Source organism: Rufibacter latericius, assembly GCF_003721515.1.
In the GTDB taxonomy this organism is placed as follows: domain Bacteria; phylum Bacteroidota; class Bacteroidia; order Cytophagales; family Hymenobacteraceae; genus Nibribacter; species Nibribacter latericius.
Map to the genome: position 1 here is coordinate 635,879 of NZ_RJJD01000001.1, position 13,740 is coordinate 649,618.

The 13,740-nt window shown below is 45.9% G+C and carries 7 protein-coding genes; 5 read left to right on the top strand and 2 right to left on the bottom strand.

Annotation, left to right across the window (positions count from 1 at the left end; genetic code table 11):
• Positions 1 to 532: 532 nt before the first annotated feature.
• Complete coding sequence (locus EFB08_RS02500) at positions 533 to 3,598, bottom strand: beta-L-arabinofuranosidase domain-containing protein (RefSeq protein ID WP_227006180.1); 3,066 nt, start codon at positions 3,596 to 3,598, stop codon at positions 533 to 535.
• Positions 3,599 to 4,323: 725 nt separating this feature from the next.
• Between EFB08_RS02500 and EFB08_RS02510 the strand changes: the two genes are divergently transcribed.
• The gene (locus EFB08_RS02510) at positions 4,324 to 4,740 is read left to right on the top strand and encodes an SRPBCC family protein (protein ID WP_123125317.1); all 417 of its coding nucleotides are present in this window, start codon (positions 4,324 to 4,326) and stop codon (positions 4,738 to 4,740) included.
• Between the two features lie 166 nt (positions 4,741 to 4,906).
• Here the strand turns inward: EFB08_RS02510 and EFB08_RS02515 are convergent, their stop codons facing one another.
• Complete coding sequence (locus EFB08_RS02515; protein ID WP_123125318.1) at positions 4,907 to 9,661, bottom strand: T9SS type A sorting domain-containing protein; 4,755 nt, start codon at positions 9,659 to 9,661, stop codon at positions 4,907 to 4,909.
• Between the two features lie 1,146 nt (positions 9,662 to 10,807).
• On the opposite strand from EFB08_RS02515, the gene EFB08_RS02520 reads away from it, so the two are divergent.
• The 4 genes from EFB08_RS02520 (at position 10,808) to EFB08_RS02535 (ending at position 13,296) form a co-directional block, all read left to right on the top strand.
• Positions 10,808 to 11,209, top strand: a complete 402-nt coding sequence (locus tag EFB08_RS02520; RefSeq protein ID WP_123125319.1) for a GlcG/HbpS family heme-binding protein — start codon at positions 10,808 to 10,810, stop codon at positions 11,207 to 11,209.
• 293 nt (positions 11,210 to 11,502) lie between these two features.
• Positions 11,503 to 12,015, top strand: coding sequence for a GAF domain-containing protein (locus tag EFB08_RS02525; RefSeq protein WP_123125320.1), 513 nt, complete (start codon positions 11,503 to 11,505; stop codon positions 12,013 to 12,015).
• A gap of 3 nt (positions 12,016 to 12,018) precedes the next feature.
• Positions 12,019 to 12,441, top strand: coding sequence for a hypothetical protein (locus EFB08_RS02530; protein WP_123125321.1), 423 nt, complete (start codon positions 12,019 to 12,021; stop codon positions 12,439 to 12,441).
• A gap of 276 nt (positions 12,442 to 12,717) precedes the next feature.
• Positions 12,718 to 13,296, top strand: coding sequence for a heme NO-binding domain-containing protein (locus tag EFB08_RS02535; protein WP_123125322.1), 579 nt, complete (start codon positions 12,718 to 12,720; stop codon positions 13,294 to 13,296).
• Positions 13,297 to 13,740: the final 444 nt, after the last annotated feature.

Here is a 13,740-nt window from a genome sequence, read left to right on the forward strand (position 1 = left end):
TTGAAATTTCCTAATCAAACCCGAAGATATCACAATCAACGGCGACAAGAATCTTGGTCTGCCTGAATACTTTAACATCTTTCTTTTAGTTTTCAAGAAATGTCTGCTGAACCAGGTTGCCTTTCAACTCTACTAGATTCTACTAGATATAGAGAAACAATGCGACCAAATTAGACAAAACGGCCCTACATTTTGTTTCTCCGAATTCAATGGTCACTTAATTTAAGTGTACTCATATCACCAGAACCTGGCATTCTCAATCAACCGCACAACTAACTTTACCATGTTAGCTAATGATCTAGACAGATTAAAACATGATGCAATGCCACTGGTTTCTCTGGTGTTAGGTGAGAAGGCAAATAGCTCTGTTCTTGAGCTGCTCATGATCGTAGAAACCTGTTCGTTGTACCCATAATTACTAGAAAAATCAGCGCAAAGGGCTACACAACTTTAGTTTAACAAAACAGTCAAAAACACAATGGGGCCGTCACTTCTCAAAGTGACGGCCCCATTGTGTTTTTGACTTAAAGACTTATTTCAATGTTACATCCAGGTAAACAGAATGACGCCCATAAGTTTCATAGAATGGTTTATAAACCACATCATCAATGGTGAATTGCAACTGCCGAGGATCACCTTTGATGGACTTGCCTATATCTTCCGCATCCAGGGTTACTTTGCGCCATTCTTTTCTTGCCTCGGACTCCTGGGCTGCCAGCAAAACAGGGCCGTAAAACAGACTGGCTATGTTCTGCTGATCCATTACCGGATCCAGGTGAAACTGGAAAGGCATTCTCAATTCTACCACATCGCCATTCTTCCAGTTGCGGCTAATTTTCATATAACTACCAGGCTTCGCTTCCAGCTTTTGTTCCTGGCCGTTGACTTTCACAAAGAATCCTTTGGTAGCCCAGCCTGGCACCCGCACATTGAGGTCGAATTTTCCACTGCCTTTGATAGTCAGGCGGGTGTTGTCTTCATTGGGAAAATTGGTGGTTTGCTCCACGGTAACTTTGCGCTCTGACCAATTCAGGGTGGAGGGAACAAAGAGATTGACATAAAGCGCCTGGTTGTCTTTACTTTTGAAGTAAATGGAATTTTGCAGTTTGGTACTACTCTCAATTGCCGTACCGTTGCAACATGTAAAACCTGTCATTTCAGGGTTCCCGAATTGTTTGACAGACCCAGGTCTCAGTGGTACGTGGTAGGTATTGGCAGGGGTATTCTCGGCGACGGAAGCCAAAATATGGTTGTACAGTCCGCGCTCGTAATAGTCCATCAACTCAGCCCGCTGATCAAAGAGAAACAGGTCACTGGTCAGTTTTAGCATATTGTAGGTGGCACAGGTTTCGTTCTGCCCTCCGGCCGCAAAGCCGTTTTCATACAAGGTTCCCGGCTGGGCAACAAAGCATTCTGCGTTGTTAGGATTGCGTGCCCCGGCCACTCCGCCAATACTGTACATATAATCATTGACCATCTTATACCAGAAGTTATCGGCGATTTTATAGTACTCCGGGTTATTGGTGGCCCGGTACGTTTCTATACTCCCCACCACTTGTGGTATATGTTGGTTGGCATGCAAACCCCGAAAAAGGTCTACGTTTTTGGCCAGCCCATGCGAGTGCTTTGTATCGCCGTAGAATACCCTGATGTTGTCAAATAACTGCGCTGTTTTCAGGTGGTTCGGTTTACCGGTAATCCGGTAAAGGCGGGCCATCGCCTCATTCATGCCCCCGAATTCACCGGCAATGTAGGTGTTCCACATCTTTATAAGCGTATCGGTAGGCACCTTGGTTAAGCGGGCGTATACCCAATCGCCCATGCCCGACGCTGTGGCCAGCGCTTTTTTATTGCCGCTTACATCATAGACATCCATTAAGCCGGCTAAGATTTTATGCAACGTATAATACGGTGCCCACACCTGGTTCTTCTGCCCGCCGTACTTGGCACCGTTTTCCAGCATGATAAACTGATCTGGGGGATACGCGCTGATGTATCCGGTTCCCCAATTCCAATAATCGGTCCGGATTCCTTCATCACTGAGATCTGAATCATAGGTTGATTTTCCAGGACCAACCGGAACCGCTGAGGGGTCAGACACCTGTTTACCACCTGCTTCCTTCGCCTTTCCGGATAGTTGGGATAACTCGTGGAGGGTATTCACCATTTGGTCCATTTTCTGGGAGAAATTGGCCTGGAGTGTTTTGTCATATCCTGTGCCGGCGTAGGCTTGGGCTATGGCCGTGAGGTAATGGCCGGTAGCATGCCCCCTTAATTTGGTATCCTGACTGTCCCATACGCCCAAAGGCTTTGCTCCTTCGGGTTGCTTCTGGCCAAAGGCATGGCGGAACATGTAAAGAAACGAGTTAGGGTCCGTTTTGGCTAAGGTGTTTATAAACTTATCGCGGTTTTCAGTGAACTGGGTTTGTTGGCCTTTGGCGTTGGTTTTCAGAGACACTTTACTTAAATCAAAGGCCGCCAGCTTTACATTTGGCGCAGTTGATTTCTTGGCTGCTTTTACTGTAACATTTGCCTTGGGTTGAAAATTTGTTCCCGCCACACGCCCTGTAATAGTATAACGTCCGGGCTTGAGAACAGCGCTATTATCCGTATCAGCTGGCCACACTACCCGCACTTTAGGGCCTTTTCCTTTAAATTCACTTTTGTAGGTTCCTTCTACGTAGCTGGGTAACCGTGGCAAATTCCCAACCTCAGTTTCCACTTCTACATCAGATACCTGAACTAAGTAAGAATTGTAAAGTTGTGGCTGTTCTGGAGAAAACTTAGGTAGATCATCCACCACACGCTTACCAGTTGTATTCACGGAACCTTCATTGAGGCCTCCGCCTTTCTGAGCATTGGTATAGATTCCGGCAACCTGCCTGCCCGTTAGGGGAACACGGTAGATGCGAAAATCATGTACCAAGGCATTCAGATTGGGATCTCCCGGCATCAGCGATTTCCCGATATAAAGGAGTGGTTTCTGACCGAATACTTCTGTTAACTCTCGTGGGATATCCTTTGCTTGCCCCACTGGCTTTCCATCAACATAGGTACTCAAAGACTTAGAGGAAACATCCACTACTATGGCAAGGTGAACCCATTTATTTGCTTCTATAGCCGGAGAAACTGCCCCTTTCTTAGTACCCTTTTCCGCTGTTATCACTGCTTGAAAGCCTTCCTGTTCCTTTGTGCCCGCGGGCGCCGCAAAAAAATGTTTGGTGGCATCCTTCCCGAAATCAAAAAACCGTTGGCCAGGTTGTTTCGTACGCAAATAGACCCAACCGGATATACTGATCGATTCTAAATCCGTTAACGCTTCTCCTGGGATCGTAACATAAGCATTGTTGTCCCCGGCAAGCGACAAGACTTTTCCAAACCGATTGTCATTGACAAAGGATGCTTGGGTGCCCTGAAATTTGGCGTGCAACGTGTTTCGGGACCAGTCTTTTAGATCTCCGTTAAACACGTAACGGGCAATCATTTCCGTTTCACCAATCCCATCCAATATCTGGTCTCCATTCTGCGCCTGGGCGGTGTTAACACCTTGAGTGAAAACAGAGACGAACAGGAGGGCACGCAAGAATACTTTGTACATTTTCATATTTTAAGCCTGTTTTAAAAAAACTGAATACTAGGGTAAGAGAAGATGTATAGAAAGAGCAGCGAACAGAAAAATTTATTAATTCACCCATTCACCATTAGAAGTAGTGTTTTAACCTGGGGTTCACACCAATTAGTATTTCCCTACTTTGATCCGCATGAGCAAAGAAATAAGACATTGAAAGCCAGTGCATACAAAATGTTTACCAAGGCCTATTTGTTCTTTATAAAACTATCAATAACCCAAGTTCTTCAATAAGCTTATCTTAGCTAATCCTTATATGATATTAACAAGTACCCTTTCTCAAAACATCTAAGCAACCAACCATCTACACGAGAGCCTCTACCAAGGAGTAAACCACGAGCCCCCAAGTGAAACGTTTACAAGGCATAGGCTATGAGGTGGAGAAGGTGAAATAATAAAAGTGCCTAGTTTCAGCAGTTCATCAATTACTTGCAGCAAATCCGGCCAAGCCACCCTCCATGGACCTTCTTACCGGTGTTGCCTATTGGCATGAATAATCTGTGGTAAAGGCTCAATACAAGATCATAAAAGAATGCCTATCTTTTGCTCAATTAAGTGAGCACCAAGAGTCGTTTACAGCAAAATTGGAGAGACCTGAAAGGGCTCATAAAAGAAAGTCAGAGCCCGTGTATCGGAAAATACCTTTAGGAGAATTGACTAATCAAACAGTGATAATCAACCAACTATTGTAGAACATGGAACAAACAAAGATTACGGTCGAGGCAACTATCTCGGCAGACACAAAGAAGGTCTGGGATTTCTGGACAAGACCGGAGCATATCACAGGATGGAACTTCGCCACAGAGGATTGGCAATGCCCTAGAGCAGAAAATGATTTAAGGGAAGGCGGAAGGTACTTCGCGAGGATGGAAGCCAAGGATGGAAGTTTCGGTTTCGATTTCGAGGCGACTTACGACGAGGTCCTCCCTCAGAAGAGAATAACCTATACGATGGATGACGGAAGGCAATCCACCACCGAATTCGAGGACCTTGGCGGGAGCACCAAGGTTACCACAACTTTCGATGCTGAGAAGCAGCATGACTCGGAGATGCAAAGAGCAGGCTGGCAGGCAATCCTGAACAACTTCAAAAGCTACGCCGAAGCTAACTAACAAAGGGTATAAACTTATATAAGGGTAGAGCAGTACTCAAATAAAAGAGCATCCAACAGGTATCTCCCCTGGATGCTCTTTTTTTTGAGTACTGCCTAGATTAAACCCGCTACTTCTTACCAAAGAAGCATGAGGATTAGGTTTGGTTTAAAGGTAACTTAAGATTTTACTGACGGACAATACGTATCGTCTTGGCGCCAGCCGCGGAAGCAAGGCGAACAATATAAACCCCAGCCGGAGTATTGGCCTCACCCCACTGTACCTGTACTAGTTTTTTGGCCTGGGCTTTACCTGGTTTTAAGGATTTCACCAAAGCACCATTGGCACTGTAAACCGTTAGGGTATACTCTTCATCGGTATCGAAGGCAAACTGGATAGTTGCTTGATCCTGGAATGGGTTCGGGTAAGCGGCAAGTGTCGCTTCCTGGATGCCAGCGATTGGTTCAGCAATGGTGGCAGCTACTTGCTGAGTAGTAATGGAAGTGGTGATGCCATTCTGAACCTGCACATTCCCCCCTCCAAGCACTTTCCTTGCTGTCGTTGCCCCAGTCCAGTTGCTGCTAAACAGAATTGTAGAACCGTTCTTCAGGCTGATGCTAAGTTCATCATTCTGACCACCGTTTGAAACATCATACATATCCACAAGTAGGTCAAGGTTCCCTCCCAAAGACACAGGGTTTGAGGGATTGGTGATATCCGTCAGCGTGGCTTTTGTACTGAAGTTTCCGAATTTGCCGCTGGTACTGAGCGAATTGATGGCATTGCTCTTAATCTGATAGACTTTATTGTTGCTGCGAATGATAATATTGCATTGGCCTTTGGCACTCCCCCCATTCTTGTTGAACTTCATAGAGAACCCAAAATTGGTTTTTGTACCATTTGTGCCCGCATAGGCCCCAATTGAATTGGTTAAAGACAAAAAGCCTCCTCCAGTTACTGCATCTGAGCCAGGAACAGAAACCGTCACGGAACCTGGGTCGGTGCAATTGTTACCTGTATAGAAATCCTCTACCACGGCATATACAAGGAGCGTAGTTCCTTTGTTTGCAAAATCAGTATTGGAGAGTGCATAGGTAAAGGTGGTGGATACCGTACCAACTGTAGCATCAGCACCATTGATGAGCACTGGTTGTATTTTTGAGGCTCCTAAAACTGGGCCTGTAATGCTGCCACTCCGGAAAGTTACTCTTGCATTCCTTATATCGCCCCTGTGAGCATCAGCAACGTCTGTTACAGTCGCACTAAGGGTAATGATCGCACTATTGGATGAAGCGTTGGCGGTGGAAAAATAAGACAGACCTGAATAAGTGACAATAGAGGTTTCGGGAGTAACGACAATATCAAAATCGGTATAGCCTGAATTATTGGCAGAAGAGACGGTTCCATCGGTAATGGCTACTCTTATGGTGTAGGTTCCAGGGGCAAGGAGTGCCTTCCCAGCCAAGGACCAGGATCCCGTTTCATTGGTTAAGCTAAGTCCTGTGTTTCCCAATCCAGGGCTGAAGGCAGCAGCGTTTTTAAGTTTCCAAGAGGCTGTTGCAGACAATTCATCAAAGGCATTGTCAACATCAGTCGCAGTGATGGTAACGGGCGCAATTAAATTGCTGTATTGAGAACTCTGGGTCAGGCGATTGTTAGCCACCACGGGAGCGTCGTTTACAGGGTTAACCGTAATGGTAAAGGACTGTAGAGCACTTTCATCTTTGCCACCGTTTGCTGTACCCCCATCATCTTTTATTTTCACGCTTACCGAGGCTGTACCATGGGCATTGGAGGCCAAGGTATAGCTTAAAGTACCGTTTGCTGAAACAGCTGGTTGGGTTGAGAACAACTCGTTATTATCGTTTGTAACGATGAAATCTAACTTTTGGGCAGATTCATTACTTTGACCTGCGGAGAGCGCGGTTGCCCAGGCGTTAATGGTCCGAACGCCAGCGTCTTCGTTTACTTCCTGATCAGCGCCTTTGGTAAAGCTTGGTGCGTCATTTACTGCATTTATTGTCACCGTGAAGGATTTCTCTACAAAACCATTCTCAGCACTTCCATCACTAACTCTAACAGTGATTAGGGCTGTACCATAAGCGTTGGCAACCGGAGTATACTTAAGGCTTCCGGTTTCGGCAGCTGAAGTATACTCTACTGTTGGGTGAGCAATGAGCAACGTGTTATTGGAAGTGGCGGTAACGGCCAAGGCTTGGTTTTCATTAGGCGCTCCCGCCCCAATTCCGCTAAGGTCGATGGTTTGTTCATCAGCATCTTCCTCAATGGCTGAAGGGTTAGCGATGGCACCTAGCGTAGGTTGGTCATTCACAGGGGTCACGGTGATGACAAATTCCTGCTGGGCACTCACGTCTACCCCACCGTTTGCGGTGCCACCGTTATCCTCCAATTTAATAGTGATGGTAGCCTCTCCACTGCCATTGTCTGCTGAGGTAAACGTTAGTTTACCTGTTTCATCAATAGCCGGTGCTACGGAGAACAAGCCGGGATTGCTGTTGCCGATAATAGTAAAAATAAGGTTCTGGACTCTCTCTCCTCCATCACCATCATTGATGGCAGTGGCAAAGCCCGGTAACGCTTGGGGACCTGCATCTTCTTTCGTTTCTGCAGGGTTAGCGATAGTGAAAGAGGGCGCATCATTCACGGCATCAATCGTAAGGATAACCTTTTCAGCCCCGGAGGCATAAGTAACCCCGTCAAAGCCGTTCCAGGTAAAGCTTGCAGTACCGTTGAAATTCTTTGCTGGAATAAAACTCAGTTTTGAGACATCTGCTGTTGCTATCTCCTGGCCTACAGTAACCGGTATTGTCCCTAAATTAAGGATTCCGGCTGAAGAGAGTGGCAAAGAAGCGATCCGGACCTTCTGTAAATTGTCTTCTTCTGAATCTGAGAAAGAACCGGTAAAATCTGAAGCGGCAAACATTACGGCATTATCTTCCTCACCTGATTTGGAAACCTCAGATATTCTGGGTGCCTGGTTTGTCACCTGGACTAAGACAAAGTCGCCGAATGAATCTAACCCACTAGCGGTATATTTAGATCCTGCACCAGTAGTGGCATGCAAGGAGATAGGAGTTGAGTTACCCGCATTATACTTTAATATCTTAACCTCACCATCTGGGTTTGTTCCCGTGCCGTCTAGAGTAATGGAATAAGTGAGAGAAGAGCCTCCAATCTGGGTGAGACGCCAGAATCTACTTCCCAATGCAGAGACACCCGATGGGAAGGTACCCCCGAAACCAGTTTCAAACTGTTCAGCTATTACTGTGCTGGTCCCTGATACATTAGCGTAATTCAGCGACAATGTCCTGTAATGTTCGTTTTCCCCTACCGGGAATTCTATGGAACCTGTGCCACTAAAACTACGGGCAAGTTTGCCACTCAAATACTTGGTGGGACCTTCATTGATAATATTACCTCCTGCACCTATAGTGACCTGTAACTTTGGATTAGCCAGGGTTACCGAGCCGCTTTTGAAATCCAGATTTCCGTTCACCGTGAAACTTTGATCCAAGGTAAGCCCTGAGCTACGATTGACTACAAGGTTATTGACTGTGTTAGCGGCGGGGGTCGTTGCAAAGGTGCCGGTATTGGAGCCCCTGAACTCGTAATTGGCGCTGCTGCTAAAAGATTTCGGGCCACTTACCTGTATACTTCCGGCCAGACCTAAGTTGTGGGCTGTAATGATAGTACCCCCGCTTTCCAAAGTAAAACCAGGACCATCGGGTCCAGCGTCTGTACTCGTATTGGTAAGCGTGGCAGTTCCAAAATTTACAATTGCGCCGGTCCTTACGGTAAAATCAATGTTGTTGTCAATGTCTGTTGTTCTATTGAAACTTTGCTCTGTTTTCCCGTTAAAGAAGATTTGACCTCCTCCAATCCCGCTCTCTGTCAGGTTACTCGCTGCCTGGGTAAAGTTACCGGCTACATTCAGAACCCCAGGGGCGGCAGCATTACTCATATTATAAGTTCCTCCGGTGTGGCTGAAGTTGCCGCCTACCGTGATGATACTGCTTCCAACCCCGTTTCCCCTTTGATTTAAGGCGCCGGAAGTTTTGTTGAAGTTGCCTGTGACTTCAACGAGCGCTGATCCGGCGTTTCTTTTCATTAAGAACGAACCTCCGTTCAAGTTGAAATCACCTTTAACCTTAAGCGTACCACTACCAGCCCCATCAACAAAACCAAAAGCCACACCGGCGTTCAGGTTCATGGTAAAATTTCCATTAACCGTAAGAGCCTTGCTTAAGGTGCTATTTACCAATGTCTTTTCACCGCTACCAGACAAAGTCAAGTGGTGATAAGGGATGGTTTCCAGGATTACCTGAGGAGCCGATCCATTATACTCTATTAAACTCCCTGTTCCGGTAGTAACTGTGCTGTTGGCCCCGATTTTAGTAAATGCGCCACCTACCTTAAGGAAGCTTTCTGACCCTACATTGATGGTGCCATAGGATGAAGTACCCCCAACAATGATGTTACCAGCGCATACCAACATTGTGTTTGGATTTAAAATTAAGGTACCGTTACCTGTAGAAGAGGAACCTCCTGCGCCAATGGATATACTCGCACACTTAGCCCTTGTATTATTAACCGTTAAAGTGGCGCCATTGCTTACCACAATAACATCATTCAAACTAGGTTCTCCGCCTAAAGCCGTTCCGGTAGTAATATCAGACCATCTCTTGCTACTGGTTATGTAAATAGTAGTGCCTAAGAAAGGGGCTTGGGTTGTAAGTCCGGAGCTAAGCCTAGCTCTCTGCGGCATGAATGACTCATTTGAGTGGATTGGCTGAGCCTCTGCAGCGGGGGCAACGCGAGCAAAGACGCTCAACGGCAATAAACTACAAAACAATATAAAAATAGCAATATTAGATAAATAAAGGCTTCTTTTACATTCTTTAAGAAGTGATAAATGTTGCATGACAAATAATGTTAGGAAAGGTTAAGGAAAGAAGAAGAGGAGAAAAAAATCGGATGATTTTTTTAGAGGAGGGACAATTTCACTTGGTAAACTCTTCCAGAGGGGTACTGTAAGGCGAAGGAAGCTCGATGGGGCCTGTTTGTTGATTCAAAGGTAGCCAACAAGGTTTTTATGGCTAAAGACTTAAGTCAATACGAGGAGTGACATATGTCATTACCTCTAATCATTGCTCATCCATCTTATGAAAGATAAACATATATAGGTAACCTGATTTACAAACTAGCGCTTTGCTTAACACAAAACTTTTAGATTACGGGTCAGTTTGCGTTAACCTTCAAAAGGCTGAACAAAGAAATATACCGCAACCAACCTTTATAATATTTACTTAAATTATATCACTTTTATTATTGAGCATACAAACCTTCAAAGTTAATGGTTCATTTTAAACGGCAAATTTTTAGGTTTATTTTCAACATCAACAAACATCACCTTTTTACGTATGAAATTTTACAACTTACTGAAAATAACACACTATGTTAGTTTTAATTTAATTATTCCAAGTAAAATTATCTAAAAATGGAAACTGTATTTAAGCTCTTCCATATACCGGCAAAGAAGGGCATTTACCTAGACGAAAGGGAATAAGAAGGTAGCAGCAAATCCAAAGGAACGTAAGACACTGCTTGTTTGAATACCCTATTCATATTTAAAGGAAGAAGGCGGAAGATTGCTAATGCCATGAGGCGCTCCGAAAGGGGACAAGGCTTAAACCAACCAAAAAGAGGATTAAAAAGGTTAAAACCAGTAGTCTGACATCGGCAAAATTGATCTAACTCACAGACACAAGCCGAATGGGTATATATCAATAGAGAAGTTTCACATAATTAAAGGCCCCACAAAACGGCACATAAGTCAAAATCTGAAAGCTTTATCCAGCTAACTTTCGCCACCATGTAAAAAGCGAATTCTAGAAAGAGCCCCTCTTCCCTAGCCTTTAAAGTAATTTTCAGAAGACCGTTCAAATTTAAAAAGCACCCTCATCCATTCATTTGACCTGATTTAACCAACTTTTCGCGACACTTGCAGTATTCAAATAGAAGACCAAATACCACATTCAATCTTCTTTACTAAACACACACAAGACATATGGGAATAACACTGGAACAAGCCGACCGAGCCATTAAAGCAGCGATTGCTGAAGCACAGGGGCTGAACTTGAAGATGAACATCGCCGTGGTGGATGCTGGGGCTAACCTGATGGCCTTCTCCCGCATGGAGGGTGCCTGGCTCGGCTCAATTGACATTGCCATTCGTAAGGCCAGAACAGCCCGATTCTTCGATATGTCCACTGGTGACTTGGGCCAGGCTTCACAACCTGGTGGCCCTCTCTATAACATAGAACATTCTAATGGCGGCCTGATTACGTTTCCCGGTGGTATCCCTATTCAAGGTAGCAACGGGGAAATTATTGGAGCCATCGGGGTGTCTGGTAGCACGGTGGAGAATGACCATAGGGTGGCAGAAGCTGGTTTGAAAGCTATTTCCTAGCACACGGCAAGCTATTCATGCAAGTATTGGTGCCCTTTGAATAAGGGGCATAGATGATTGTCATGCGCCAACCATACCAGTAGGCACCAGTTTAGCTTACACAACCGTCTTCCCGATGAACCAACCTTTAGCTGCCCGCGACTATGCCTTTCCTATAAATGGAAACTTAGAGAAGAACTGCCATAATATAAGCTACCTTTGATCGCGCTGGTTCGGCTCTACAACCTTCAACCATAGGGTAATGATTACCGCTGAACCAGACCCAGTAACGAATTTTACGAAACCAGCCATTAATGGAGAATACTTTCGGGATAGCCATCATTCCCGACAACGAAGAGGAAAGACTGGACAAGCTACGAAGCCTACACCTACTGGACACCCACCGGGAGGAAGGCACTTTCAAGCACATCGCAGCCATGGCGGCCCGAATGTTTGACGTTCCTATTGCCATGGTAAACCTGGTAGCTAGCGAGCATGTGCACACAAAAGGCAGTGCGGGAATGGCAGAACCTCTATCATTGGTACCCAGGGGCATTAGCCTTTGCTCACTGGCCGTACTTAGGGAAGAGACTACTGTGTTCCAGAATGCCCTGGAGGAACCCTGTCTTCTGGCCAACCCTCTGGTCTCAGGTGAGTTCGGACTGCGCTTCTACGCGGCGGCACCCCTGACTACCAATGACGGTTATACCATTGGGGCAATCTGCCTTGTGGACAAAGAACCACGCAAATTTCCTGAGACCGATCAGCGGGTGCTGGAGAACCTGGCCTCCGTAGTGATGGAGAATATAGAACGGGGAACCACCTAACATATGGAACACCAGAAGAACCCTGGCACAGGCGGAAGACTGTTAGTCAATGAACCCTATCTTACCATTCGGCACGAGATACTGGATGACACCTTATACGCCGATTGGATTGGTGAGCAGACAGAAGCAACCGTGCGTGAGGGCTGTGAGAGAATCCTTAGGTTTCTGGCGGCGCAAAACTGCATCAAGCTGCTTAATGACAACACCTTCGTCACGGGAATGTGGTCAGATGCTGCCGAGTGGGTGGCGTTGGACTGGATCCCGAGGATGTACCAGGCAGGCTGCCGTTTTCTTGCCCACGTTTATTCTCCAGACATCTATGCCAAGCTCTCGGCCGACAAGGCCATAAGTTTCGGGATAAAAGGGGTTATGGTGGCCACCTTCCAGGGGAGAGGAGCCGGAGAAGAATGGCTCAGAGCGGTGTAATTTCTATACTCGTCTCTGGCTCTCCTGCTAAGGCAGATTGTTTACATACAAAAGAATCGACCCACCAGTCAATGGTCCTATTTTTAAACAGCCGCAAGCCGATGGCCTACAATCCAAACCTACCTCATAGTAGGAGACCATCTGCCCGGCTATCTTATTCCCGAAAGGGCACACCATTGACACTAAGCTGGAGAGTGGCCAAAGGCGACAATTCAACAACCCGCCCGCCCTTTGCCGTATAAACCTTGAACTTTTGAGAAACCTCAAATAAACCGCATGAATCCAACTATGGGAACCAACACCCAGGACACAATGCATGGCTCCATTTTCGTGCTGCTGAAGCGCTACGTAGAGAACACGTACGACTACAGCACTTGGGTGCGGCTTTTGGAGAAGGTAGGGATAGACCACACCTACCAAATGCATGAAATGTACCTCACCGATGAGCTTTTCGCCATTTTGCACCAGGCAGCAGAGGACACGGGTATTTCCGCCTATGACCTGATGGAACGATACGGAGAGTTCCTGGTGCCCGACTTGCTGCTGGTATACAAGAAGTACATCAAGCCAGAGTGGCGCACCTACGAGATGCTACTCAACACCGAAGAAGCCATGCACGGAGCGGTAAAGAAGGAGGATGACAGAACCTCTCCTCCAAAATTGCTGGTAACCAAGCAGGGACCAAACCGCCTGATCATTGACTACCACTCCAAACGCCGTATGTGCGGAGTAGCCGTAGGAATTGTGCGGGGCATCGCCAAGTACTACAACGAAGGCGACTATGTGGTGGTCACCCGTATGACCGATCCTTTCGCGGAAAGGGTGCAGATTCTGGTAGACTTCAAAAAACAATAAGGCTACAACCAGGCCGGAGTTGCCCACCGCACAGGTGACCCTTGCCTCCATCAGCTTCATCAAAGCTTCCCTCCTTTCCTTATACAACCGGCAAAACTTTCGCTAATTGTCTCATCTGAAAACAAGAGGAACAAGGCGTGACGTTTTTTGCTCGTTTTTGGCAAAAGACTGCTTAAACACCTTTGTATAACCTAAGCCCAAGGGCGAATTCCTGTCCCCAAACATGGCCGCGCTGAATCAATAAACAAAATGCCTTCAACCACCCCCTTCTCTCTGAGATAAAGTTTGCCACGCAGATCAAAGGATCAATTGGTAGCTTTTTCAGCTTTTTTTACATCACCTTCCTATATCCAAATAGTCTATTTTCTGCTCAAAAATCAATATTTGCCTCTATTTCTATCACTATTTTATCTAAACATTAATAAAATTTATTCTATACATCAT